Source organism: Sandaracinus amylolyticus (assembly GCF_000737325.1).
Classification (GTDB): domain Bacteria; phylum Myxococcota_A; class Polyangia; order Polyangiales; family Sandaracinaceae; genus Sandaracinus; species Sandaracinus amylolyticus.
Genome location: NZ_CP011125.1, coordinates 5,992,630 through 6,017,495, shown reverse-complemented (window position 1 = coordinate 6,017,495; position 24,866 = coordinate 5,992,630). Strand labels below are relative to the sequence as shown.

General features: G+C 70.9%; 24 protein-coding genes. 10 read left to right on the top strand and 14 right to left on the bottom strand.

Going from position 1 to position 24,866, the window contains the following annotated elements:
- Window positions 1–63: 63 nt before the first annotated feature.
- A complete protein-coding gene (locus DB32_RS25340; RefSeq protein WP_053235219.1) occupies window positions 64–516 on the top strand; it encodes a hypothetical protein in 453 nt (150 codons plus the stop codon).
- Between the two features lie 3 nt (window positions 517–519).
- Here the strand turns inward: DB32_RS25340 and DB32_RS25335 are convergent, their stop codons facing one another.
- Both DB32_RS25335 and DB32_RS25330 read right to left on the bottom strand, forming a co-directional pair.
- Window positions 520–927 carry a secondary thiamine-phosphate synthase enzyme YjbQ gene (locus tag DB32_RS25335; protein ID WP_053235218.1) on the bottom strand — a complete coding sequence of 136 codons (408 nt, stop codon included), beginning with the start codon at window positions 925–927 and terminating at the stop codon, window positions 520–522.
- Window positions 928–941: 14 nt separating this feature from the next.
- Complete coding sequence (locus DB32_RS25330; protein ID WP_053235217.1) at window positions 942–1,448, bottom strand: hypothetical protein; 507 nt, start codon at window positions 1,446–1,448, stop codon at window positions 942–944.
- A gap of 65 nt (window positions 1,449–1,513) precedes the next feature.
- Between DB32_RS25330 and DB32_RS25325 the strand changes: the two genes are divergently transcribed.
- The 5 genes from DB32_RS25325 to DB32_RS45585 all read left to right on the top strand — a co-directional run bounded on the left by DB32_RS25325 (window position 1,514) and on the right by DB32_RS45585 (window position 7,593).
- Window positions 1,514–2,722 carry an imelysin family protein gene (locus DB32_RS25325; protein ID WP_053235216.1) on the top strand — a complete coding sequence of 403 codons (1,209 nt, stop codon included), beginning with the start codon at window positions 1,514–1,516 and terminating at the stop codon, window positions 2,720–2,722.
- The gene (locus DB32_RS25320) at window positions 2,722–4,095 is read left to right on the top strand and encodes a di-heme oxidoreductase family protein (RefSeq protein ID WP_053235215.1); all 1,374 of its coding nucleotides are present in this window, start codon (window positions 2,722–2,724) and stop codon (window positions 4,093–4,095) included. Before DB32_RS25325 ends, DB32_RS25320 begins: the two co-directional genes overlap by 1 nt.
- Entirely contained in the window at window positions 4,092–5,159 is a 1,068-nt protein-coding gene (locus DB32_RS25315) for an imelysin family protein (protein WP_053235214.1), read from the top strand. The genes DB32_RS25320 and DB32_RS25315 overlap by 4 nt, the downstream gene beginning before the upstream one ends.
- Window positions 5,160–6,476, top strand: a complete 1,317-nt coding sequence (locus tag DB32_RS25310; RefSeq protein ID WP_053235213.1) for an HTTM domain-containing protein — start codon at window positions 5,160–5,162, stop codon at window positions 6,474–6,476. It abuts the gene before it with no gap.
- Between the two features lie 130 nt (window positions 6,477–6,606).
- Entirely contained in the window at window positions 6,607–7,593 is a 987-nt protein-coding gene (locus DB32_RS45585; RefSeq protein WP_053235212.1) for a TonB family protein, read from the top strand.
- A 54-nt stretch (window positions 7,594–7,647) separates the two neighbouring features.
- On the opposite strand, the gene DB32_RS25300 is transcribed toward DB32_RS45585, so the two are convergent.
- The 3 genes from DB32_RS25300 to DB32_RS25290 all read right to left on the bottom strand — a co-directional run bounded on the left by DB32_RS25300 (window position 7,648) and on the right by DB32_RS25290 (window position 10,754).
- Window positions 7,648–8,217, bottom strand: coding sequence for a peptidylprolyl isomerase (locus DB32_RS25300; RefSeq protein WP_053235211.1), 570 nt, complete (start codon window positions 8,215–8,217; stop codon window positions 7,648–7,650).
- Window positions 8,218–8,280: 63 nt separating this feature from the next.
- Entirely contained in the window at window positions 8,281–9,246 is a 966-nt protein-coding gene (locus DB32_RS25295; protein ID WP_157069379.1) for a hypothetical protein, read from the bottom strand.
- An 83-nt stretch (window positions 9,247–9,329) separates the two neighbouring features.
- Window positions 9,330–10,754, bottom strand: coding sequence for a GDSL-type esterase/lipase family protein (locus DB32_RS25290; protein ID WP_053235209.1), 1,425 nt, complete (start codon window positions 10,752–10,754; stop codon window positions 9,330–9,332).
- A gap of 115 nt (window positions 10,755–10,869) precedes the next feature.
- Between DB32_RS25290 and DB32_RS25285 the strand changes: the two genes are divergently transcribed.
- A complete protein-coding gene (locus DB32_RS25285; protein WP_053235208.1) occupies window positions 10,870–11,367 on the top strand; it encodes a hypothetical protein in 498 nt (165 codons plus the stop codon).
- Window positions 11,368–11,497: 130 nt separating this feature from the next.
- On the opposite strand, the gene DB32_RS25280 is transcribed toward DB32_RS25285, so the two are convergent.
- The 5 genes from DB32_RS25280 to DB32_RS25260 all read right to left on the bottom strand — a co-directional run bounded on the left by DB32_RS25280 (window position 11,498) and on the right by DB32_RS25260 (window position 16,840).
- Entirely contained in the window at window positions 11,498–12,661 is a 1,164-nt protein-coding gene (locus tag DB32_RS25280) for a homogentisate 1,2-dioxygenase (protein ID WP_053235207.1), read from the bottom strand.
- Window positions 12,662–12,725: 64 nt separating this feature from the next.
- A complete protein-coding gene (locus DB32_RS25275) occupies window positions 12,726–13,877 on the bottom strand; it encodes a 4-hydroxyphenylpyruvate dioxygenase family protein (protein WP_053235206.1) in 1,152 nt (383 codons plus the stop codon).
- A gap of 26 nt (window positions 13,878–13,903) precedes the next feature.
- Window positions 13,904–14,554, bottom strand: coding sequence for a maleylacetoacetate isomerase (gene maiA / locus DB32_RS25270; RefSeq protein ID WP_053235205.1), 651 nt, complete (start codon window positions 14,552–14,554; stop codon window positions 13,904–13,906).
- A gap of 2 nt (window positions 14,555–14,556) precedes the next feature.
- On the bottom strand, window positions 14,557–15,567 hold the full coding sequence (locus DB32_RS25265) for a fumarylacetoacetate hydrolase family protein (RefSeq protein WP_053235204.1): 1,011 nt from the start codon (window positions 15,565–15,567) through the stop codon (window positions 14,557–14,559).
- A gap of 115 nt (window positions 15,568–15,682) precedes the next feature.
- Window positions 15,683–16,840, bottom strand: coding sequence for a hypothetical protein (locus DB32_RS25260; RefSeq protein WP_157069378.1), 1,158 nt, complete (start codon window positions 16,838–16,840; stop codon window positions 15,683–15,685).
- Between the two features lie 78 nt (window positions 16,841–16,918).
- Between DB32_RS25260 and DB32_RS25255 the strand changes: the two genes are divergently transcribed.
- Window positions 16,919–17,455 (top strand): hypothetical protein, encoded by a 537-nt coding sequence (locus DB32_RS25255; protein ID WP_053235202.1) that lies wholly within the window; start codon window positions 16,919–16,921, stop codon window positions 17,453–17,455.
- A gap of 426 nt (window positions 17,456–17,881) precedes the next feature.
- Here DB32_RS25255 and DB32_RS25250 read toward each other — a convergent pair whose 3' ends face one another.
- Window positions 17,882–18,736 (bottom strand): hypothetical protein, encoded by an 855-nt coding sequence (locus DB32_RS25250; protein WP_053235201.1) that lies wholly within the window; start codon window positions 18,734–18,736, stop codon window positions 17,882–17,884.
- Between the two features lie 150 nt (window positions 18,737–18,886).
- On the opposite strand from DB32_RS25250, the gene DB32_RS25245 reads away from it, so the two are divergent.
- Window positions 18,887–20,041, top strand: a complete 1,155-nt coding sequence (locus DB32_RS25245) for an acyl-CoA dehydrogenase family protein (protein ID WP_053235200.1) — start codon at window positions 18,887–18,889, stop codon at window positions 20,039–20,041.
- Between the two features lie 86 nt (window positions 20,042–20,127).
- Here the strand turns inward: DB32_RS25245 and gcvPA are convergent, their stop codons facing one another.
- The 3 genes from gcvPA to gcvT all read right to left on the bottom strand — a co-directional run bounded on the left by gcvPA (window position 20,128) and on the right by gcvT (window position 23,161).
- Window positions 20,128–21,480: an aminomethyl-transferring glycine dehydrogenase subunit GcvPA gene (gcvPA, locus tag DB32_RS25240; RefSeq protein ID WP_053235199.1), complete on the bottom strand. Its 1,353-nt coding sequence runs from the start codon at window positions 21,478–21,480 to the stop codon at window positions 20,128–20,130.
- 81 nt (window positions 21,481–21,561) lie between these two features.
- A complete protein-coding gene (gene gcvH, locus DB32_RS25235) occupies window positions 21,562–21,951 on the bottom strand; it encodes a glycine cleavage system protein GcvH (RefSeq protein ID WP_053235198.1) in 390 nt (129 codons plus the stop codon).
- Between the two features lie 85 nt (window positions 21,952–22,036).
- Complete coding sequence (gcvT, locus tag DB32_RS25230; protein ID WP_053235197.1) at window positions 22,037–23,161, bottom strand: glycine cleavage system aminomethyltransferase GcvT; 1,125 nt, start codon at window positions 23,159–23,161, stop codon at window positions 22,037–22,039.
- A 133-nt stretch (window positions 23,162–23,294) separates the two neighbouring features.
- Between gcvT and DB32_RS25225 the strand changes: the two genes are divergently transcribed.
- On the top strand, window positions 23,295–24,842 hold the full coding sequence (locus DB32_RS25225) for a sigma 54-interacting transcriptional regulator (protein ID WP_053235196.1): 1,548 nt from the start codon (window positions 23,295–23,297) through the stop codon (window positions 24,840–24,842).
- The last annotated feature ends 24 nt before the right edge of the window (window positions 24,843–24,866 follow it).

Below are 24,866 nucleotides of genomic sequence, written 5' to 3'. Positions count from 1 at the left end.
CGCGACGTCGAGACCGCGCGCGCCGCTACTTACCATGCCGCGAGACCTGCTAGGTTCGCGCCGATGTGTCGCGCGCTCGGCTCGCTCGTGATCGCGATCGTGCTCGCTGCGTGTGGTGGTGTCGATCCCGGCGCCGCGTGCAGCGTCGACGGAGACTGCGGCGGGCGCATGATCTGCGTCGTCGTCGACGAGATGCGATCCGCGTGCATGGCGCCGTGCGACGACGCGACGTGGGTGTGCGCGGACGGCAGCGTGTGCCTCGCGTCTCCGTCGAACGGCCGCGTGTGCTGGTTCGGAGGGCCGCTGCCATTCGACGCCGAGTGCGCCGCCGAGCTCGACTGCGAGCCGGGCGGGATCTGTCAGGACGGCGTGTGCACCCAGTCGTGTCAGCTCACGCCTCCGGCCTACCTCGATCCCGACGACGTCCCCGAGTTCGATCCCGCGTCGGTGTGCGACGAAGGACAGGTGTGTCAGCCGCTCGCGTGGGACGGCAGTCGCGGCTACTGCTCGCCGTGACGATCACACGATCGTGATCGTCACGCGCCGCACGTGCTGCGCGGTGCGGTGCTCCCACAGGTACACGCCCTGCCACGTGCCGAGATCGCAGTGTCCGTCGCTCACCGGCAGCGTGACCGAGACCTGCGTGAGGATCGTGCGGACGTGCGCGGGCATGTCGTCGGGGCCCTCGTCGTCGTGCTCGAAGAGCGCGTCGCCGTCGGGCACGAGCCGCGCGAAGAAGCGCTCGAGATCGCGTCGAACCGCGGCATCGGCGTTCTCGCACACGATCAGGCTCGCGCTCGTGTGGTGCACGAACACGTGACAGAGCCCCTCGCGCACGCCGGAGCGAGCGACCGCGCTCTGCAGCTCGCGCGTGATCTCGTGCGTGCCGCGACCGCGCGTCCGGACTTCGATCCTCTCTCGATGCATCGGGCTCCGATCCTTCAATCGAACAGCGATCGATCGAATACGTAGTCGCGATCGGCAACGAGCGTGTGGCACGAGTTGCACGCTCCGTCGGATGCGCCCGGATATCCCGCGCCCGGAGGCGGGCTCTCGCCGCGCCAGACGATCACGACGCGGCCGTTCTCGTCGATCGCGAGATCGAAGAACTCCCATCCTCGCGCGCCCTCGGCGTTGAAGTCGCCCCCACGCTTCACCATCGCGTGGATCTCCCACGTCGATGGCGCGCCGAGCTCGGCCGTCTTCACGAGGATCGTCCCGACCGGGAAGGGCGCGCTCGCGCTCTCGGGCACGTGCGTGAAGTACAGGCGACGCGTCGCACCGTCGTCGTGCGCCATCGTCAGGCTGCCCGGCGGGAGCTCGAACGAAGGCCACTCGAGGAACCCGTCGAAGTCCTCGTCGCGCGCGACGAACCCACCGCCCGCATCGGGCGCTGCGCACGCGCTCACCGAGCACGCGATCACGAGCGCGACGACCCCTCGGAGCATCGCGCCAGGATGACAATCTGCCGTTCGACTTGACAACGTGCTGCGCGCAAATGAGAGTCGTTATCATGGGTTTTCCGACCAAGGGTCAGCTATTTCGTGCTCCTCTGATCGCGCTCGCGCTGGGCGCCTGCGACGGTGAGAGCACTCCATCGGTCACCGCCGAAGAGTCGCTCGAGGTCACCGAGACCTACGCGAGCATCCTCCACGCCGCGTACTCCGACGCGGTCACGGGCGCGCAGACGCTCGACGGCGCGATCGACGCGATGCTCGCGTCGCCCTCCGAGACCACGCTCGCCGCCGCGCGCACCGCGTGGACCGAGAGCCGTCCCGCGTACCTCGAGACCGAGGTCGCGCGCTTCTACGACGGCCCGATCGACGACCCCGAGACCGGCCCCGAGGGTCTCGTGAACGCGTGGCCGCTCGACGAGGCGTACATCGACTACGTCGTCGACGCGTCGGGCGCGCCCGTGGAGGGCGGCTTGATCTACGACGACACGGAGCTGCCCACGATCGACGCAGCCTCGCTCGCGGAGCGCAACCAGGTGGGCTCGGAGGAGAACGTCTCGACCGGCTATCACGCGATCGAGTTCCTCCTCTGGGGCCAGGACCTCAGCACCACGGGCGCGGGCGCGCGCGCGCACACGGACTACGTCGAGGGCGGCGAGGCGACTGGCGTCGCGCGCCGTCGTGCGTACCTCGTGGCGACCTCGTCGCTGCTCGTCACGCACCTCGAGGAGGTGCGCGACGCGTGGAGCGAGTCCGCCGGGAACTACCGCGCCGAGATGATCGCCGCCGCCGACGAAGACCCGCGCGAGCCGCTGCGCCGCATCCTCGTGGGCATGGGCAGCCTCAGCGGCGCCGAGCTCGCGGGCGAGCGGATGAACGTCGCGTACATGACGAAGGAGCAGGAGGACGAGCACTCGTGCTTCAGCGACACGACGCTCCAGGACCAGCTCCACGACGCGATCGGCATCCGCAACGTCTACCTCGGTCGCTACACGCGCACCGACGGCAGCGTGGTCGAGGGCGCGAGCCTCTCGGATCTCGTCGCGTCGCGTGACGCCGCGCTCGACACGCGCATGCGCGAGCAGCTCGACGCGTCGATCGCCGCGATCGAGGCGATCCCGGGGCCCTTCGATCAGGCGATCCTCGGCAACGACGAGGCTTCGGGCCGTGTCGCGATCGCCGCTGCGGTCGACGCGCTGCGCGCGCAGACGCGCACGATCGCGGAGATCGCGGCGCTCCTCGGTGTGACCATCAACCTCGAGGAGTGATGGAACGCGCGGCGCTGATCGTGTCGATGCTCGTGCTCGCGTGCGCGCCCGCGGATCCCTCCGGCTACGAGCCCGGTGAGGAGCGCTCGGGCGGGGACACGACGGTCTTCGACACGTCGCGCGCCGCGTACTCCATCTCCGCGCGCAACCTCACCTTCGACGAGCGCTCGCGCTTCCTCGTCGGCAACAACTTCTTCGGCGACAACTGGGTCGTCGCGCCCTCGTCGACCTCGGCGCGCGACGGCCTCGGCCCGCTGCACAACGCGCTCTCGTGCGGCTCGTGCCATCTCTTCGACGGTCGCGGTGAGCCACCGGGCGAAGGCGAGGAGATGGTGTCGATGCTCGTGCGCCTCAGCGTGCCCGGCCAGGACGCGCACGGAGGGCCGCTCGGCGAGCCGACGTACGGCGGTCAGCTGCAGCCGCGCGCGATCCCCGGTGTGCCCGCCGAGGGCGCGACGCACCTCGCGTGGGAAGAGGTCCCCGGCGCGTACGAGGACGGCGAGGCGTACTCGCTGCGCCGTCCGATCCTCACGATCGACACGCTCGCGTACGGCCCGATGCACGACGACGTGATGACCAGCGCGCGCGTGGCGCCGCCGGTCTACGGGCTCGGCCTGCTCGAAGCGGTGCCCGACGCGACGCTGCTCGCGCTCGCCGATCCGAACGACGCCGATGGCGACGGGATCTCGGGCCGCATCAACCACGTGTGGGACGCGGCGCGCGGCGAGACGGCGATCGGACGCTTTGGGTGGAAGGCGACGCAGCCCTCGATCCACCAACAGACCGCGGGCGCGTTCCTCGGCGATCTCGGCATCACGACGTCGCTCTTCCCGTCGCAGGAGTGCAGCGAACGCGAGGCCGAGTGTCGCGCCGCGACGACCGGCGGAGAGCCCGAGTGCGAGGACGACATCCTCGACTTCGTCGTGTTCTACGGCCAGACGCTCGCGGTGCCTGCGCGACGCGACGCCGACGATCCCGACGTGCTGCACGGCAAGCGCCTCTTCCGCGACGCGGGCTGCGCGTCGTGCCACGTGCCGCGCCTCGAGACCGGCGAGCACGAGATCACCGCGCTCGCCGATCAGATCATCTACCCGTACACCGACATGCTGCTGCACGACGTCGGCGAAGGCCTCGCCGATCATCGCCCCGACTTCGAGGCCGACGGCCGCGAGTGGCGCACGCCGCCGCTCTGGGGGATCGGACTGCTGCAGACCGTGAACCGCCACCAGCTGCTGATGCACGACGGACGCGCGCGCGGGCTCGCCGAGGCGATCCTCTGGCACGGCGGCGAGGCCGAGGCGTCGCGCGAGGCGTTCCGCGCGATGTCGCGCGACGAGCGCGAGGCGCTCCTGCGTTTCCTGGAGTCGTTGTGAAGAAGCTTCGTCCGGCCGTGATCGCGGGCGCGACGGCGATCGTCGCGACGGCGTGCGTGATCATCAGCAGCAACGGTGGCGGCGTCGATCGCGCGCCGGTGCTGCGCGACTCCGCGGAGCTCGTGATCGTGCCCGGCTATCGCGCGCTCGCGGCCGAGGCGGTCACGCTGCGCGAGTCGCTCGACACGCTCTGCGCCGCGCCCGACGCCGAGTCGCTCGAGGGCGCGCGCACCGCGTTCCGCGCGACCTCACGCGCGTGGGAGCGCACGCTGCCGTGGGCGATCGGCCCGATCGTGGACGAGCGCATCGAGGGCGACATCGCGTTCTGGCCCACGCGCCCGACGACGATCGAGTCGAGCCTCGCATCGGCGACGACGATCGACGACGCGTGGGTCGACGGCCTCGGCGCGACCGCGAAGGGCCTGCCGGCGCTCGAGTACCTGCTCTTCGAGCGCGACGCGGTCCTCGAGGACGCGCGACGCTGCGCGTACGCCGCCGCGCTCGGCGCGCACCTCGCGCGCACCACCCAGCGCCTCGTGGACGCGTGGGAGGGCGGCTACACCGAGTCGTTCGCGACCGCGGGGCGCGGCAGCACCGCGTGGCGGACCCAGCTCGACGCGCTCTCCGCGATGCTCACCGAGATGATCGCCGCGGTGCAGACCGCGAAGCTGATGAAGATCGGCGCGCCGCTGGGAAAGGACACCGGCGGCGTGCCCCAGCCGAGCGCGGTCGAGCTCCCGTACGCGCACGTCTCGATCGACGCGATGATCGCGACGCTCGAAGGGCTACGCGCGCTCTGGCTCGTCGAAGGAGGCGAGGGGCTCGACGAGTGGGTGCGCGAGCGCGACCTCGCGCTCGCCGATCGTGTGCTCGTGGAGATCGACGCCGTGATCACCGCGCTGCGCGCGATCCCCGAGCCGCTGTCGACGTACGTGGAGTCCGGCGATCTCACCGCCGGCGAGACCGCGTTCACCGCGCTGCGCGCGCTCGAGCGCACGCTCGCCACCGACGTCTCGGGCGCGATCGCGCTCTCGGTGATGTTCACCGACAACGACGGAGACTGAGTGCGCGCGACGCTCGAGAGGCCCGTCGACGGCGCGTCGCTCGCGATGTTCCGCATCGCGTTCGGCGTCGTGATGCTGATCGCGATCGTGCGCTTCGCCGCGATGGGCTGGATCGACGAGCTCTACGTCCGCCCCACGTTCCACTTCGCGTTCTGGGGCTTCGAGTGGGTGCGCCCCTGGCCGGGCATCGGCATGCACGTCCACTTCGCGGCCCTCGGCGTGCTCGCCGCGATGATCGCGCTCGGCGTGCGCGCGCGCGTCGCCGCGCTGCTCTTCACGATCGGCTTCGCGTACGTCGAGCTCTGCGACGCGACGTACTACCTGAACCACTACTACGCGATCGTGCTCTTCGGCGCGCTGCTCGCGGCGACGCCCTGTGATCGCGTCTTCGCGTGGGACGCGCGCGGCCGTCGCGATCACGACGTGCCCTTCGCCGCGATCCTCGCGCTGCGCGCGCAGCTCGGCATCGTCTACGTGTTCGCCGGGCTCGCGAAGCTGAACGCCGACTGGCTCGTGCACGGCGAGCCGCTCCGCACGTGGCTCCTCGCGCGCACCGACGTGCCGATCCTCGGCCCGCTCTTCGTGCACCACGAAGTCGCGCTCGCGATGAGCTGGGCGGGCGCGCTCTTCGATCTCTCGATCCCGTTCCTGCTCTCGTCGCGTCGCACGCGCGCGCTCGCGTACGTGGCGGTCGTCGCGTTCCACCTCACGACCGCCGCGCTCTTCCGCATCGGGATGTTCCCGTGGGTGATGATCGCGCTGACGCCGATCTTCTTCGCGCCCGACTGGCCGCGACGTCTGCGTCGCGCCGCACCGATCGAGCGCGCCCGCGAGCGGATCGTGATCTCGCCGCTCGTGCTCGCCGCGCTCGGCGCGTGGATGCTCGTGCAGATCGCGCTGCCGCTGCGTCACCTCGCGTACGACCGCGACGTGTACGCGGGCGATCGCCTCTGGACCGGCGAGGGCATGCGCTGGGCGTGGCACGTGATGATCTCGGAGCGAGCGGGGCTCGCCGAGCTGCGCGCGATCGACGACGAGGGCCGCAGCTACACGATCGATCCGTCACGCGAGCTCACGCCGCTGCAGGTGCGGATGATGGCGATCGAGCCCGACCTCTTGCTCCGCTACGCGCACCACGTGCGCGACGAGCACGCGCGGCGCGGCGAGCACGTGCGCGTGCACGCGGACGTGTTCGTCTCGCTCAACGGACGTCGCAGCCGGCGCCTGGTCGACCCCGAGGTCGACCTCGCGTCGCAGGACGACGGGCTCGGCGGATACGCGTGGGTCTACCGCCGTGACGAAGCGCCGCTCGAGTGAGCGCGTCGTTCGCACTTGACGGACCGGGTCGGGATCGCACATACCAGGCGTGAGAACGATTCTCGGATTCGTTCTCTAGGCTCCCGCAGCCATCGACGCAGCACCCAGCATGGACGCAGCAAGCCCCCGGTTGGACGCGGCCCCGGATCTCGCGAACGAGCGCGTCGAGCGCGTCGGCGAGATGCCCGACATCGACGCGGAGCCGCGATCGCGACGCCCACACGGGCCGCGCGTCACGCCGCCTGCGCCGACGCCCCGCGAGCGTCGTGAGCACGGCGAGGCCGGCGCGAGCATCCCGCTCGTCCTGATGGCCTCGCTCGGCGCGCACGCGCTCCTCGCGGTGGTGCTCACCGCGCTGCCCGCGTCCGCGAGCCTCTCGCTCGGCGCGCCGATGATCGAGATCGAGGTCTCCATGCCGGAGCCCACGATCGCGCCGCCCGAGCCCGAGCCCGAGATCGTCCCCGAGCCCGAGCCCGAGGCAGTGCCCGAGCCGGTCCGCGAGCAGCCGCGCGTGGCCGCTGCCCCGCGCCCGGAGCGCGAGCCCGAGCCGGCGGCTGCCGAGCCTCCTCCGCCCGCGCCGGAGCCGCCCTCGAGCGCGCCGCCGTCGCTCGACGAGGTGTTCGGCGAGCCGCCCCCGCCGCTGCCGTCGCTGACCGCAGCGGGTGGTGAGGCCGGAGCCTTCACCGTGGCCGCGGGCTCGCCCGATGGTGCCGCGGGTGGCGTGCCGGGCGGTCGCGGTCGCGCGGTCGGTGCGTCGGGCGTCGGCAGCGGCAACGGGACGGGCGCGGGCACGTCGGGCCCGAGCGCGGAGGACGTGCGGCGCGCGCTCAACGCCTACAAGGAGCGCGTGCGCGACCTGCTCGCTCGCATCGTGCGGTACCCGGTGCCCGCGAGTCGTAGTGGCATCGAGGGCCGCGTGGTGGTCGCGCTGCGCATCGCGAACGACGGTCGGCTCCTGTCGGCGCGCGTGAGGACGTCGTGCGGCTATGCGCTGCTCGACGACGCCGCGCTCGAGGCAGCGAACGAGCTGCGCCAGGTACCGGCGCCGCCGTCGCTCGTGGCGTGGGACAGCAACCGCGACCTCGTCATCCCCGTCACGTTCGAGATCACGCGCTGACGGAACGCGAACGAGCGCGCCCTCTCGCGAGGAGCGCGCTCGTCGTCGTCGTGATCAGGCGCGCGAGATGACGATCTCGTTCAGCGTGATCGGCGTGCGCGGACGGTCCTGCGCGTCGCGCGGCGAGTGCGTGATCTTGCTGATCAGCTCCTGCCCCGAGATCACGTGACCGAACACGGCGTGCTTGCCGTCGAGCCACGGCGTCGGCACCTCGCAGAGGAAGAACTGCGAGCCGTTCGTGTTCGGGCCGGCGTTCGCCATCGAGAGCACGCCCGGACGATCGTGGCGCAGCTTCGGGTGGATCTCGTCGCCGAAGCGCCAGCCCGGACCGCCACGCCCGGTGCCCGTGGGATCGCCGCCCTGGATCATGAACTCGGGGATCACGCGGTGGAAGATCGTGCCCGAGTAGAGCGGGCGCTTCGTCTTCTGGTTCGTCTTCGGATCCGTCCACTCGACCTGACCGGTCGCGAGCGCGACGAAGTTCGCGACGGTGCGCGGCGCCTCCGCCTCGAAGAGCTTCACGGTGATGTCGCCCATCGACGTCTTGAACGTCGCGCGGAGCTCGCCGGTGCCGGGGACGAGTGTCTCGATCGGCGGAGCAGGAGTGTCGGGATTGGCAGCCATCGCTCTAGGTCTCCTCGTTGGCTCGGATGGAGCGCGAGGATGCCATAGGCACGAGCGAGCGGGTCAACTCAGCGTCTTCGCCTCGAGCGCTTCCTGCGCGAGCGCGTCGAAGCTCGCGGCGCGCGCGCGTCGCTCTTCTTCCTCGTCGTAGAGCACGCGGATCACCTTGGGATCGACGCCCATGATCCGACTGATCGCAGGCCCGAGGATCGGACCGCTCACCGGGTGGTTGAAGAGGTCCTGCAGCGCGCGGAGGAAGCGCGTGAACGGGCGGTTCACGTGATCGGTCTTCCGACCGAGCAGCTGGATGCGCTTGAACGCCTCGATCAATCGCCTGTTCGTCGGATCGACGAGCTCCATCGGCCGGAAGAACACGTCACGGAAGAAGGGCTGCGCGTGGTACATGAAGCCCACGAGCGCCCACGCCGCGCGCGCTTCCTCGAGCACCGACTTCTTCGGTCGCGACGCGAGCCACGCCTCGTACTCGGGCGACGCGTAGTACTCGCTCATGTGGTAGTCGACCGCGATGTGCCGCGACTCGTCGCGGTTGATGAGCTTCATCGCCTGGTGGCTCATCTCGTCGTCGACGTAGTCGTCGAGAGAGCGCAGCAGCGCGACGTCGAGGAGCAGCTCGCCCGTCGTGATGTACGCGTTCGCGATGTCCGGCGCGAGGTGCTGGACCGCGTTCACGAAGTGCTTCTGGAAGCGCACGAGGTGCGGGTTCAGCTCGTAGCGCTGGTAGCGATGCACGTCGTAGTGACGCGCGAGCAGCGTCGCGACGCGCGAGTGACGCTCCTCGTCGACCACGAACGTCGAGAAGATCTTGCGCAGCGTGGCGTCGCGCGCCTGATCGCGCTGCACCTCGAAGAGCGCGCCCGCGAGCAGCTCGATGCCGCTCATGTCGGTGAAGTACTGGCAGACCGCGATCTCGTCCTCGCGCGAGAGCGCGCGCGGCGTGACCGACCAGTCGAGGTCCTCGATCCGCCACTGATCGCGACGGCACATCTCGAGCATCCGAGCGACGTCCATGGCGGCACCTCCACGACTTCCGTGGAGCATACGCGCCGCGCGCACGATCGACGAAGTCGAGAGCTCCGCGCGAGCCCGGGAGCTCAGGGCGTCGCAGTCGGCGCCGCGGGGCGCTCGGTCGCCGCGATCATCGCGGTCGGGCCGTCGTAGCCGTCGAGCAGCGCGCCGTGGAGCACCTCGCCGAGGCGCTGGTACCCACGGAGCGTGTAGTGCACGTGATCGCGCTGCGCCCACGCCGGGTCCTGCGCGGCCCACTGCACCATGTGCATCGGGCCTCCGCCGAAGCCGACGAGATCGAAGAACGCGCAGCCCATCTCCGACGCGACGCGACGCTGCGTGTCGATCACCATCGCGGTGCGCGGACGCTCCGAGAAGGTGCCGTCGCGGTTCGCGATCGGACGATCGCTCGGACCGATCAACAAGCACGACGCGTTCGGCGTCGTCGCGCGCGCGCGCGCCACCACGCGACGCAGATCGCGCTCGTAGATCTCGATCGGCTGATCGTCGTCACCGCTCTCGTTCGTCCCGTACGCGAGCACCACGAGATCGGGATTGCGGCGACGCACGTGCTCGGCCCACAGCGTCTCGTCCCAGAGCAGCTGCGCCGCGGCGCGCGCACCGTTGATCCCGAGCGTGTCGATCACCACCCCGGGCACCTCGCGCTCGACGGCGACGCCGTAGACCGTGACGGGCCCGTCGCCGCGCGGACGGATCTCGAAGCTGTGCGGGCCGTCCGGCACCGTGAAGAGCGCGTAGTCGCCGCCGGTGTCCGCGCCGCGCGTGCGCACCCGACCGACGACGCGATCGTCGATGCGCACCTCGAGCGTGCCGCCCTCGGGCTGGCGCAGATAGAAGAGCTCGAAGCGGCTCGCGTGGCGCTCGCCCGTGACCACGCGACCGAACGCGCGCGACGAGCTCGACGTCAGCGCGACGCCCGCGAGCCCGTACAGCCCCGCGACGCTCTCGCCGACGCGCACGCGCGACGCTTCCCAGAGGCGGTGGTTGCTCTCGACGGTGATGTCGAGGTGGCGATAGTGCGGCCACGGATGCGCGGGCATCACGAAGCCGTGGCCCGCGTCCCCGAACTCCTGCTGCAGCATCCGGCGCAGCGTGCCCGTCGCGAAGTCTCCCGCGACGTGCGAGGCGCCGTACACCACGACGCGCGCTTGTCCTTCGCCCATCGCCGCGCGACGCAGCGCCGCGTGGAACGAGCGCATCGCGGTGCCGCTCGGATCGAAGAGCGGCGTCTGCAGGCCGAGGACGATCTCGCCGTTCTCGTCGAGCACCGGCGCTTCACCCTCGATCGATCCCTCGGGGCCGCTCTCTTCGGCGATCGCATCGGCGAGGCGATCGGTGCGGGGATCGAGGGCCGCGGTCACGTCGCCTTCGAGGGGCGCGCCCCTCCGCACCTGCGGCTGCGCCTCCGCTTCCGCGCCACACCCGATCAGGGTGCCCGCGATCAGGAGCGCCGACAGCGCATCGCGCGCCGAGCGACGAGAGAAGCCCACCGAAAGAAAATGTAGAGACGGAGCGGCCTCGTCAAATTCTACGAGGTCACATGTGCGATGCGCTCATTCATGCGAGCACTCGACACGTGTCGTTCGATCGCAGACGCTGCGACCGATGCGCGCCCGACCACTCCTGCTCATCGCGGCGCTCGTGACGAGCGCGTGCGGTTGCCCCGAGACCCGGCCCGAGCCGCTCGCGCAGTGCGACTCGGGCTGCGACGCACCGCTCGTGGTGCAGTCGAGCGACGCACCGGACGCGCCACCTTTCTTCGCGTGCGACGGGTTCGCGGTCCCGTCCGACGCGTGCAACGAGGCGGTCGCGCTCGACGCGACGCATCGATGGTCGGGCGGTCATGCCGACGTGGTCGCGACCACTCCACCGCGCCTGTTCGGTTGGTTCTATCGGCTCGAGAGCGACGCGCGCGATCGCGGCCGCGCCCGTTTCTGCCGCATGCACGTGACCGACGTCCGAGGCGACGAGTGCGAGCCGGGCTACGAGTGCGCGATCTCGGGCGAGGTCGTTCTCACGAGCGGCGGCGGCGGCTCGGTGCGCGCGACGTTCGCGGGCGGCGAGCTCGTCGAGGGCGCTTGGGCCGCGCCCGCATCGACGTGACCCGCGCGCCACCGAGATCGTTGGAGCTCCAACGATTGTCGGGCGGCATGCCGTCGGTCCCGCCGGTGACCAGTCCCGTCTTCGTCATGGCGCGAGGCTATGCGGCCTCACGCCACGACGCGACAGTCCCTCACTCGACGAAGCTGTCCTGGTACGCCGCGTCCTCCACGCCGCGCGCGGCGTTCGTCGGGCGCAGCGGGAGGAAGCAGTCGAGCATCACCGCGAGCTCGTCGGTGCGGTGCGCGCCGCGGCTCTTCTCGTACGCGCCGGGGTGCGGGCCGTGCGGGATGCCGGCGGGGTGGAACGAGACGCTTCCAGGCCCGACGCCGCGACGCGACGTGAAGTTGCCGCGCACGTAGAAGAGGAACTCGTCGACGTCGACGCTCGAGTGCGGGTAGGGGCAGGCGATCGCGTCGGGATGGAAGTCGACGACGCGCGGCACGAACGAGCAGATGAGCCCGCCGCGGATCGCGAACGTGCCGTGCCACGTCGGCGGAAGGTGCACGAGCCCGGCGCGCGGCTGGAAGTTGAGGATCGGGAACGCCCACGGATAGATCGAGCCGTCCCAGCCGACGACGTCGAGCGGCGAGTGCGTGAGCGCGAACGCGTGGAAGCGGCCGTTCTTGCGCACGACCTGGGTGCGGATGCTCTCGTCGACCGGTCCGACGAAGTCGGGGCGGCGGAAGTCACGGTGCGAGTAGGGCGCGTCCATCCGGAGCTGCCCGACCTCGTTGCGCCACTGACGCGGCAGGTGCAGCCCGCCGTGGCACTCGAAGATCAGCCAGCTCTGCGCGCCCTCGGGGATCCACCGGTGCAGGAGCCCGCGCGGCACGAACACGTAGTCGTCCTGCTCGTAGCGCACGTCGCCGAGCATCGTGCGCAGCGTGCCGCGCCCCTCGAACACGTAGACGAGCGTGTCCGCGTCGCCGTCGACGAAGTAGACGGGATCGGGCGTGCTCGGCTTCGCGATCGAGATCGTGACGTCGGCGTTGAAGAGCAGCGGCTCGCGCGCATCGATCGGCGCGGTGCCCTTCACCTTCAGCTCGTTCGTCTTGTAGTGACGCTTGAGCAGGCGGTGATCCTCGGACGCGCTCGCGTTCGTCGGGATCGTCCACCCGTGCGTCGTTGCGACGAGCCGCTGCTCGTGCGGGCGATGCAGGTGGTACGCGATCGTGTACGGGCCCTCGAAGCCCTGCTGCGTGATGCACTCCTCCCATCGCAGCTCACCGTCCGAGCCGGTGAGCGCGATGTGGTGCTTCGCAGGGATGTCGCCGAACGCGAGACGCTCGATCATCGGTGCCTCCGGCGCTCGTAACTGCGCGTGGAGCTCCGAGGCGCGCTGAGGAAGCGCACCTCGATCAAATACGACCTTCCATCTTGTGCTGGCGCTCGATGCTCTCGAACAGCGCGCGGAAGTTGCCGCCGCCGAAGCCCTGCGAGCCCTTGCGCTGGATGATCTCGTAGAAGAACGGACCCGCCTCGCGCTCGCCGTAGAGACCCGCCGAGTCCTGCAGGAAGATCTGCAGCAGGTACTTCTTGAGGCCCTCGCCGTCGACGAGGATCTCGAGCTCGCGGAGGATGTCGCTTTTCTCGTCGATCTCCTTCACGCCGGTCTCTTCGAGGCGCTGCGGGAGCATGTCGTAGTAGGTCCCGGGCGTCGGCATGAAGCGCACGCCGCGCTCGCGCAGGCCGCGCACCGCCGGGATGATGTCCTTCACGCCGAGCGCCGCGTGCTGGATGCCGTCGCCCTTCTGGTCCTCGTGGAAGAGGTTGATCTGCGACGCGCGGAAGAACGGGCGCTTGGGCTCGTTGTTCGCGAACTTCGCGCCGCTCTTGCGATCCCACATGACCGTCGACTTGAGGCCCGAGCCGCTCTCGCGCTCTCCCGCGACGTCATTCGTGTGGAACTGGATGTCCCAGAAGCGCTCGAAGCCCATCACGTGCTCCATCCAGAGCAGCGCGGGCGACATCGTCTCGAAGTTCGACGTGATGTGATCGATGCCGAGGAAGCCGAACGCGTTCTTCCCGCCCTGCGGCGTCGCGTGCTTCTTCATGCCGGGGTACGTGCCGTCGTAGCGATCGCGCTGCACGAAGCGGAACGTGCTGCCGCCGAACGGCGTGGTGATCGAGAACGTCTTGAACGTGCCGAGATCGTCCTTCGTCTCGATCACGTCGGAGATCGGCGTCGCGCCGCGCGACTCGAGCACGCGCAGCGTGTGCGCCGCGTCCTCGACCTCGAAGATCAGCGTGCCGACGCCGTCCGGGTGCTTCTGCAGCCAGCGCCACGCGCGCCCGCCTTCGCCGACCGGCTGGCTGACGAGCACGCGCACCGCGCCTGCCTCGAAGATCACGCTCTTCTGCTTGCCGCGCGCGGCGAGCGCGTCGTCGGACACCGCCGTCTCCGCGAAGTCGAGCGCGCCCGTGTAGAAGCGGCGGCTGCGATCGAGATCGTGGACGTAGTAGTGGATCGCTTCGAGGCGACGAATTCCGACGGGCTCACGCGAGGTCATTGGGTCTCCGGAAAAATCGTTGGAGCTCAAACGGGCTTGACGGCGTCCTGCTGCGCATCGGGGTGCGCTTGCTGGAACGCGGGGAGCGCGAGGCACGCGGCCTCGACGCGGATGAGCAGCGGGAAGCGCGCCTCGAGATCGGGCACCTCGAAGCGGCGCGCCGCGTTGAGCTGGGGCACCAGGCAGAGGTCCGCGATCGTCGGCGAGTCACCCACCGAGAAGCGGCCCGCGACGTCCTTCGCGCGCGCTTCGTACGCGGCCAGGCCGAGCTCGTTGAAGTGCCGCGCGTGCGCGCGCCCCGCGCCCGCCTGGAGCGCGTCCATGCGCGCCATCGGGGCGAGGTTCTGGTGCGGCTGGATGCCCGAGTTGACGATCTCCGCGAGCTCGCGCGCGCGGCAGCGCAGGTACGGATCACGCGGGAGCAGCGCGGGCTCGGGGTGCAGCTCGTCGAGCAGCTCGATGATCGCGATCGACTGCGAGACGACGACGCGCTCGCCGTTCACCTCGAGCTCGAGCGCGGGCACCTGGTCCATCGGGTTGCGCGCGTGGTGCTCCGCGCTGCGCTGCTCGCCCTGCGCGATGTGCACGGGCACGTACTCGTACGAGAGGCCCTTGAGCGCGAGCGCGGTGCGCACACGCCACGACGCGGACGAACGCCAGTAGTTGTAGAGCTTCATGCTCAGACTTTCGTGCGACGCGTGTCGCTGCGCTTCTCGAAAGGCACGACGGTCTGTGCGATTCGGCCGAAGAGGCTCCGTCCCGACGCGTCGCTCATCTCGATCTCGACGCGGTTGCCGTACGTGAGGAACGGCGTGCTCGGCGCGCCCGTGTCGAGGATCTCGCGCATCCGGCGCTCGGCGAGGCACGAGATCCCGCGCGCGGGATCGGCGTTGCTCACCGTGCCGCTGCCGAGGATCGTGCCCGCGCCGAACGCGCGCGTCTTCGTGACGTGCGCGATCAGATCGTAGAAGGAGAAGTGCATCTCCGGGCCCGCCTCGGGATCACCGACGAGGCGACCGTCGAGCCAGGTGCGCAGGCGCAGGTGCACGCGGCCGTCCTTCCACGCGTCGCCGAGCTCGTCGGGCGTGATCGCGAAGGGCGAGAACGCGGTCGCGGGCTTGCTGCCGAAGAAGCCGAAGCCCTTCGCGAGCTCGTCGGGCACCAGGTTCCGCAGCGTGACGTCGTTCGCGAGCATGAGGAGGCGCACGTGGCGCGCAGCCTCCTCCATCGTCGTGCCCTGCGGCGTGTCGCCGAGGATCACGCAGACCTCGGACTCGAAGTCGCAGCCCCACGCGACGTCGGCGAGCGGGATGTCGTCGGTCGGTCCGAGGAAGTCGCTCGAGCCGCCCTGGTACACGAGGGGATCGGTCTCGAGCGTCGCCGGCGGCTGCGCGCCGCGCGCCTTCCGGACGAGCACGATGTGATTGATGTACGCCGAGCCGTCGACCCACTCGTACGCGCGCGGCAGCGGCGCGCGCAGCTGCGCGACGTCGAGCGGGCGCGACTCGATCTGATCGTGCTCGAGCCGATCGGCGACGGCGCGGAGCGCGGGCTCGACCGCGTCCCACTCGTCGAGCGCGCGCTGCAGCGTCGGCGCGATCTCGGTGGCGGGCGCGTAGCGCGTTCCGTCGCGACGAACGACGACGAGAGCTCCGTCGCGCGTGCCGTTCCTCAGCGTGGCGAGCTTCATGGGCGGGGCAGTCTACTCCTCGCTTCGCAGCGAGCTTCGACGGCGATCCGCGCCGGTGAGCATGCTCACCGGATCGACGCACCGCGGCGTGAGAAGAGATGACGCGCGTGGGCGATCAAGGGGTCGCCGACGTGGGTGCTTCGAGGTACGAGCGCGGGCGCTCGTCGAGGTCGACGCGGATCAACATCGCGCGTCGCACGTGCTCGGGGCGCGGCTCGATCGTGAGCGGCGCGATGCGCTCCACCTCGCGCTCGGGGAGCCAGTAGAAGAGCGAGTCGACGGGCGGCACGAACGCCTGTCGCCGCAGCCCTTCGATCTCGGCGCGCGCGCCGCCGAAGAACGACACGTCCCACGCCGCGCGGAACGCCGCGACCTCGGCGTCGGTGAGCGCGAACGTCTCGCGCAGCGCGCCGTAGATCGCGTCGCGCGCGGGATCGATCGCCACGTCGGGCGCGGCGATCGAGACGGTCGCGCCCGGCGCGGGCACGTCGACGACACGCGCGCGCGTCGCGCTCGGATCGTCCTCGCGATGCACGAGCACGAGCCGCCCCGGCAGCGCGCTCTCGCCCGCGTGGTGCACGCGCAGCGTTCCGTCCTCGCCGCGCGTGATCTGGATCGGCAGCCGCGCGGGGAGCGCGCCGCGATAGAAGAGGTGGTTGAAGTCGCGACCGTCGACCTCGAGGCACGCCGCGTCGGACGCTTCGTAGCGACGCAGCTCCGACGCTTCGCAGTAGAAGCGCAGCGCTTCGTCGCACGGTGCTTCTCCGGGCGCGGGATACGACGAGCCGGTGCACGATTCGGTGCGCGCGGTCGCGCGCCAGCGCACCCACTGCGGGCGCTCGTCGTGATCGGAGGTGAGCGGCCAGTGCTCTTCGATCGTCCCGCCGGGGAGCTCGACGCGCACGCTGAGATCGATCGGCGCGTGACCAGGCGGCAGGTGCACGTAGAGCAGCGGCGCGCGCGGACGACCCACCGGAGGATGCGGCGGCGTGGGCGTCGGCGTCGGCGTGAGACCGAGCGGCACCGGCACGTCGCGCATCAGCTCGTCGCGCGGCACGCCGCGCCCCGGCACGCCCGAGAGCGCGAGCGCTCCGAGCGGACCGCGATCCGCGCGCACGTCGATCACGCCCCACTCGTGCACGGCGAGCCCGGGGATCACCTCGACGTCGCTCAGCGGCGCGGGCGTGGGGGCTTCGGTCGTCGTGGGCGCGGGACGATCCTCGCCGCATGCGGCGAGCGAGAGCGCGAGGAGCGCGAGCAAGGCGTGACGCACGGCGCGAGTATGGCGCACGCGTCGCTTTTTTGACCCGCGATCGCGCGGCGTAGTACCGGCGTCTCCGGAGGCATCGCCATGCACCGATCGCTCGTGACGCTCGTGATCTCCGCGCTCCTCGGCATCGGCTGCTCGGCGGCGCACGAGCCGCGCGACGTCGCGACCGGCATCTACGATCTGCGCGTGCGCGGCGAGGTCGATGCGTGCTCGCCCTCGCGCGCCACCGGCGAGATGGGCCTCGTCGGGATCGTGTCGGGCTCGGGCGTGGTGAACGTCGGCGTGCCCGACGTGACGTCGCTCGCGATGTCGCGCGTGTCGCTCGCGGCGACCGCGGGCTTCCACAGCGAGGCGATCACCGCGATCGAAGGGTGCGACGGCGCGAGCGTGCGCCGCGCGTGGACGCTGCTGGAGACGACGTCGTCGGGCTTCGGGCTCGCGATGACCGAGGAGTGGACGGGCCTCGCGGGATGCGACGCGGCGCGCGACCGCATGCCCGCCGCGCCGGAGAGCGACTGCCGCGCCGAGCGTGTGCTCGACTACTCCCTGATGGAGACGTGCGAGGCCCCGTGCGCGGTGCGGGTGAGCGCCGGCGTGGTCGGCTGCAGCTGCGAGTGAGCGGAATGTCTCGGCGCTGACACCAGCGAAAACCGACGTCGTTCCGATACCTTCGAGATTGATCGTCGTTTCCGGAACTTCCTTCGTCAGTCCCGGCACCTCCTCCGCCCGTTCCCCGACTTCGTTCGCCGAGCCGGCGACCTCCTCCGTCGAGACCGGGACTTCCTCCGGGCGGGAAGCGAGCTCCTGCGCCGTCGCCGCGAGCTCCTGCGCCGTCGCCGTGACCTCCTGCGGCGGCGCCGCGAGTTGCTGCGCCGTCGCCGCGACCTCCTGCGCCGCCGCCGCGAGTTGCTGCGCCGTCCCCGTGGCCTGCTGCGCGCGCGCCGCGACCTCGTCCGCCGTCGCGTCGATCTCCTCCGCGGGCCCCGCGGCCTCCCGCGCGTCGCCTCGCTCACCCGCCGCGTCTCGACCCGAGCGCGACGTCGATCACAGCCAGAGGCGCAGGCCGCCGACCGGGCCCGTGAGCTCGACGCCGCCGCTCCCGTTCGTCGCTTCGAGCGCGACGTGGTGCCAGCCTGCGTAGAGCTCGACCGGGCCCATGAGCACGCCGATCGTGCCGCGCGCCTCGAACACCCACGCGTCGCCCACGATGCCGGCCGCGCCCTCGAAGCTCAGCACGAGCGGCTCGCCCGGGAACATGTCGACGCCGGCGAGCGCCTCGCCGCCGAAGCGCGCGCCCTCCGCGTCCTGCCAGTGACGCAGCGAGCCGCCGATGCGCACCTGGATCGCCTCGTCGTCGACCGCGCGCCAGGCAGCGCCGAGGCGACCGAGCGCGACGAAGTCGGTCTCTCCGCGCTCGCGCGGCTCGAGGTAGAGCGAGTACCCCGCGAAGATCTCGGCGGGCCACGGCAAGAGCACGCGCACGCTCGCGGTGCCGCGACCAACGTCGTCGATCACGTACGAGCCCTCGAGCTGCGCCACCACCATCGTCTCGAGCAGCGGCTCGGGCTCGTCGCTCGCGACGTACACCGAGCCCGACGCGTACACGCCGTAGCTCGGCGCGTACTGCTCCTCGACGTACCAGCGTCGCGGCGCGTAGCGCGCGCGGGGGCGACCACCACCGTCGCCGCGCACCGTCGACGACGCGCGGCCGAGCGTCGAGTCGTCGTCGGAGCTGCTGCTGCCGCTGCTCGATCCGGAGTCGTCGTCGCTCGAGCTCGAGCGGCTCGGCTCGTCGGAGCGCACGGTGTCCGACGCACGATCGAGCAGCTGCGCGGCGGCGCGCGGCGAGGGCGCGAGCGCGAGGACCAGGGCGAGCGAGGCGAGCAGGCGTGGGCTCATGGCGGTCTCGCGCAGAGCAACACGAGTGCCGCCGCGATTTCGTCCGCGGGATCGAAGAGACATCGATCCATCGCGTGTGCGGCGCGCGCGACAGTGTGAACGCGCGCTGACGCTTGAGGTCCGGCGCGCGACGCGGTCTCCTCCGTCCGCATGGACTTCGAAGAACGAGAAGAGCAGCGGATGTTGCGCGAGGGCGTGCGTCGCATCGCGACGTCGTTCGGACATCGCTGGTACGTCGAGCGCGCGCGGCGCGGCGAGAAGACGAAAGAGCTCTGGGACGCGCTCGCGCGCGAGGGCTACCTCGGCGTGAGCCTGCCCGAGCAGTACGGCGGCGGAGGGCTCGGGATCACCGAGCTCTGCATCGTGTGCGAGGAGCTCAGCACGCAGGGCTGCCCGCTGCTGCTGCTCGTCGTGTCACCCGCGATCTGCGGGACGGTGATCGCGCGCTTCGGCGACGACGCGCAGCGCGCGCGATGGCTGCCCGGCCTCGCGAAGGGGAGCGCGACGATGGTGTTCGCGCTCACCGAGCCCGACGCGGGCTCGAACTCGCACCAGGTGTCGACCACCGCGGTGCGCGACGGCGACGGATGGCGGATCTCCGGCCAGAAGTACTACATCTCGGGCGTCGACGAGGCCGAGCAGATGCTGCTCGTCGCGCGCACCGGGACCGACGCGCGCACCGGGCGCGGGCAGCTCTCGCTCTTCGTCGTCGACACCGACGCGCCGGGGCTGAAGCGCGATGCGATCCCGATGGAGATCGTCTCGCCCGAGAAGCAGTTCACGCTGTTCTTCGACGACGTGCGCGTGCCCGCGGATCGGCTGATCGGCGGCGAGGGCAACGGCCTCAAGGCGCTGTTCCACGGGCTCAACCCCGAGCGCATCACGTCGGCGGCGTACTGCGTGGGGCTCGCGCGCTACGCGCTCGACAAGGGCGCGGCGTACGCGCGCGAGCGCAAGGTGTGGTCGACGCCGATCGGCGCGCACCAGGGCATCGCGCATCCTCTCGCGCGCGCGTGCATCCAGATGGAGCTCGCGAAGCTGATGACGCAGAAGGCGGCGTGGCTGCACGACGCCGGCAAGGACGCGGGCGAGGCGTCGAACATGGCGCGCCTGTCGGCGGCCGACGCGGCGATCGAGTCGCTCGACGCGGCGATCCAGACGCACGGCGGGAACGGTCTCGCGTCGGAGTACGGGCTCGCGGATCTCTGGGGCTTCGCGCGATTGCAGCGCATCGCGCCGGTGAGCCGCGAGATGGTGCTCAACTTCGTGTCGCAGCACTCGCTGGGGCTGCCGAAGTCGTACTGAAGAGCAGCATGAAACGCAGAGGGCCGCAGAGAGCCACAGAGAAGAGTCTTCTCTGAGGTCCTCTGCGGCCCTCCGTGGTGAATTCTTCAGACCGCCGAGAGCGCGGCCACGAAGCGATCGAGGTCTTCCTTCGAGTGACGCTCGGTCACCGCGACGAGGAGCTCGCGCTCGCGGCCCGGGAACGACTTCCCGAGATCCACGCCCGCGAGGATGTGCTTCGCCGCGAGCGCCGCGAGCAGCGGGGCCGCCGCGCCGTCGTTGCGACGCACGACGAACTCGTTGAACGTCGGCGCCGTCGTCGCGATCGTGAAGCGCCCGGTCTCCGCGATCTTCTTCTTCAGGTACTCGGCCTTCGCGAGGCACGCGCGGCCGACCTGCTCGAAGCCCTTCTTGCCGAGCATCGAGCAGCGGATCGTCATCGCGAGCGCGATGAGCCCGTGGTTCGTGCAGATGTTCGAGGTCGCGCGCTCGCGGCGGATGTGCTGCTCGCGCGTGCTCAGCGTGAGCACGAAGCCGCGCTCGCCCGCCTGGTCGACGGTCTCGCCGCAGATGCGGCCCGGCATCTCGCGGATGAACTCCATCTTCGTCGCGAAGAGGCCGACGCCCGGTCCGCCGAGCTGCGGCGGGCACGCGAGCGGCTGGCCCTCGCCCACCGCGATGTCGACGCCGTACGCGCCCGGCGGCTTGATCACCGAGAGCGCGTAGGGCTCGGCCGTCGCGGTCACGAGCAGCGCGCCCGCGGCGCGCGTCTTCTCGCGCAGCGTCGCGAGATCCTCGACCGCGCCGAAGAAGTTCGGATAGCCGACGATCACCGCGGCCACGTTCCCGTCCAGCAGCTCGACGACCGACGCCACGTCCGTGCGTCCGTCGTCCGCGACCTTCGCGATGCGGACCTCGATCTCGCCGGAGTCGAAGCCGCGCACGTAGGTCTGCACGGTGTGCACGTACTCGGGGTGGAGCGCGCCCGAGAGGATCACGTGCTTCTTGCCGGTCACGCGGCGCGCCATCAGCGCCGCCTCGGCGACGGCGCTCGCCGCGTCGTACATCGACGCGTTCGAGACCTCCATCCCGAGCAGCTCGCAGACCGTCGTCTGGAACTCGAAGATCGACTGCAGCGTGCCCTGCGAGACCTCGGCCTGGTACGGCGTGTACGCCGTGTAGAACTCGCTGCGGAGCAGGAGCTGGTCGACGGCCGGCGGCACGTGGTGGTCGTAGATGCCGGCGCCGAGGAACGAGAGCGCGCGCGCCGCCTCGTTCTTCGACGCGAGCGCCTCGAGGTGCGCCATCAGCGTGGGCTCGTCGAGCGCGGGCTCGACCGCGAGCGGACGCCCGAGGCGGTGCGCCTTCGGGATGTCGGCGAAGAGGTCGTCGATCGACTGCACGCCGATCGTGGCCAGCATCGCGCGGATCTCGTCGTCGGTATGGGGCAGGTACCGCATGTGCCGTCGCCTTTGCTGGAGCCGCTGCCGACGATCGGCAACGGCCCGCTGTGTTAGCTGGTTCGCGGACGCCGCGAAGCGTCAGTGATCGAGAGTTCCCAGGAACGCTTCGTACGCCGCCGCGTCCATCAGGCCGTCGAGGCCACCGGCGGGCTTGATCGCGATCATCCAGCCCTTGTCGTACGGGCCCTCGTTGACGAGCTCGGGCTTGCCGTCGAGCGCGTCGTTCACCGCGACGACCTCACCGGCGATCGGCGAGAAGAGCTCGCTCACGGTCTTCACCGACTCGATGTCGCCGAAGCGCCCGTGCTCCTCGAGCTTCGTGCCCACCTTCGGCAGATCGACGAGCGTCACGTCGCCGAGCTGCTCGACCGCGTACGCGGTGACGCCGACGCGAACGGTGCCGTCCGCCTCGAGACGCGCCCACTCGTGGTCCTTCGTGTACTTCAGATCGCTCGGGTAGCTCGCCATGGCTCTTCTCCTCGAGGGTCGATGCGTGCGACTCGCGAGCCGACTCGAGCGACTCGCGATCGGAAACGGACGGACGCGCGCTCGCTCAGCGAGGGCGCTTGTAGAACGGCGTCTTCACCACGACGGCTTCGATCGAGCGACCGGGACGCACTTCGATCCCGATCCGCGAGCCGATCTCCGCCAGCGCGGCCGGGACGTACCCGAGGCCGATGTTCTTGTCGAGCGTCGGCGCGGGCGAACCGCTCGTCACGAGGCCGATCGTCTTGCCCGGGGTCTCGCTGCCGGTCCACTCGACGATCGCGTGACCGTGGCGCGCGATGCCGCGGCCGAGCATCTCGAAGCCGACCATGCGGCGGTCGTTGCCCGCCGCCTTGATCTTCTGGAGCGCGGCCTTGCCCAGGAAGTCGCGCGGCTTGTCGAGCTTCACGACCCACGCGAGGCCCGCCTCGAGCGGGTTCGTCGTCTCGTCGATCTCGTTGCCGTAGAGCGAGAGACGACCCTCGAGGCGCAGCGTGTCGCGCGCGCCGAGGCCCGCGGGCTCGAGGCCGAGCGGCTTGCCCGCTTCGATCAGCGCGCGCCACAGCGTCGCCGCGTGCTCGTTCGCGCAGAAGAGCTCGAAGCCGTCCTCGGCGGTGTAGCCGGTGCGCGCGGCGATCACGGGCACGCCCGCGATCTTGCCGTCGGTCAGCGAGAACGACGCGAGCGAGGTGATCGCGTCGTCCGCGCCCGCCGCGCGCGCGACGTCGATCGCCTTCGGGCCCTGGAGCGCGATGAGGGAGAAGCGATCCGACGCGTCCTCGAAGCTCGTCTGGCGACCCTGCGCGTGCTTCGCGAAGTGCGCCGCGATCTTGTCGCGGTTCGACGCGTTGCACACGACGAGGAACTTCTCGCGGCCGCGGCGATAGACGATCAGGTCGTCGAGGATCGTGCCCTGCTCGTTGCACGCGACGCAGTACACGGCCTTGCCGTCGGGCAGCTTCGTGAGATCCGCGGTGACGAGCTCGTCGATCACCGCCTCGCTCTCCGGCCCTTCGAGCAGCAGCTCGCCCATGTGCGAGACGTCGAAGAGACCCGCCGCGGTGCGCACCGCGTGGTGCTCCTTGACGAGCCCGGCGTACTGGACCGGCATGCTCCAGCCGGCGAAGGGGACGATGCGGGCGCCGAGCGCCTTGTGCTCGTCGAAGAGGGGAGTACGGCGAAGGTCGGTCATCGAAGGCGCCGGACATTAGCGGCGTGATCGGGCGCGTTCAAGGCGCTCCGAGGCGCCTCCTGCAGGCGTGACGCGCACTGCTCACGCGGGTGCGCAACGGTGGGAGATCGACGCCGATAGCGCGGCCACGCCTATGGAACGGATCGTCCTGCTGAGAGATGGGGAGCCGCTGCAGACGTTCGACCTCGTGGGGCGCGGTCTCGAGGTCGGGAATCGGCCCGGCGTCGACATCGCGGTCTACGACCCAGCGGTCGCGGAGCGACATTGTCTGCTCTACCTGCGCGACGGAGAGATCGCGGTGCTCGATCTGCGCGACGACGGAGCGCGCGCGCCGACGACGCTGCGACCGAACGAGGCCTTCGCGCTGTCGCCGCGTCACGCGCTGCTGCGCATCGTCGACGCGACGGGGCCGCGCGCGACGGGCGCGCTCCGCACCGAGCCGATCGCGGTGCGCGAGCCCGAGCTCGGAAGGCTGACGCTCGTCGTCGGTCACCACGCGGACGCGCGACGTCACGTGCTCGCCGCGCGTGGTGTGACGATCGGCAGCGCGAAGGGCTGCGACGTCCCGCTGCACGATCGATCGGTGAGCGCGCGTCACTGCCGCATCGAGCCGTGCGCCGACGGCTTCGTGGTGCGTGATCTCGACAGCCGCAACGGCACGTACGTGAACGGGACGCGCACGTACATCGCGCGCATCGGGCCGGGCACGCGCCTGCGCGTCGGGCGCACCGAGCTGCGCATCGTCGCGCGGGATCGCAGCGAGGCGCGCGAGGACGGACTGGTCGCGTCGTCGCCGCAGATGCTGAAGGTGCTCGAGAAGGTCGAGCGCTACGCGCCCACGCCGTTCCCGGTGCTCATCCGCGGCGAGAGCGGCGCGGGCAAGGAGGGCATCGCGCGCGCGCTGCACCTGCACGGACGAAGGCCCGACGGACCTTTCGTGACGGTGAACGCGGGCGGGCTCGCGCCGAGCCTGATCGAGAGCGAGCTCTTCGGACACGAGAAGGGCGCGTTCACCGGCGCGATGGGGCAGCGGCGCGGCGTGTTCGAGCAGGCACACGGCGGGACGCTCTTCCTCGACGAGATCGGCGAGCTCCCCGCGGAGATGCAGGCGCGCCTCCTCCGCGTGCTCGAGACCGGCGAGGTGCGCCGCGTCGGGGCCGAGCACGCGTTCCACGTCGACGTGCGGCTCGTGTGCGCGACGCATCGCGACCTGCAGGCGAAGGTGAAGGAGGGCTCGTTCCGGCAGGACCTCTACTACCGCATCGTCACCTTCATGCTCGAGGTCCCGCCGCTGCGGCAGCGCCCCGACGACGTGCGCGTGCTCGCGATGCACTTCCTCGCGACCGAGCGCGGGATGACCGGTCCGCGCAGCCTGAGCGAGGCCGCGCTCCAGCGGCTGCTCGCGCACGACTGGCCGGGCAACGTGCGCGAGCTGCGCAACGTGATCCAGAGCGCGGCGACGGCGTCGTCGGGGATCGTCGACGTGCGCGAGGTCGAGGAGGCGATCGAGGAGATCTCCGGGCCCTCGATGCGGTGCGACGACGACCGTGCGTCGATCGCGGACGCGGTCGCGCGCTACGGGTCGCAGGCCGAGGCGGCGCGCGCGCTGCGCATCCCGCGCAGCACGCTTCGCGATCGCATGCGCGCGGAGACGTCGCGCAAGAAGAACCGGACGGGATGACGGGTCGCGCGTGGCGAGACGCGG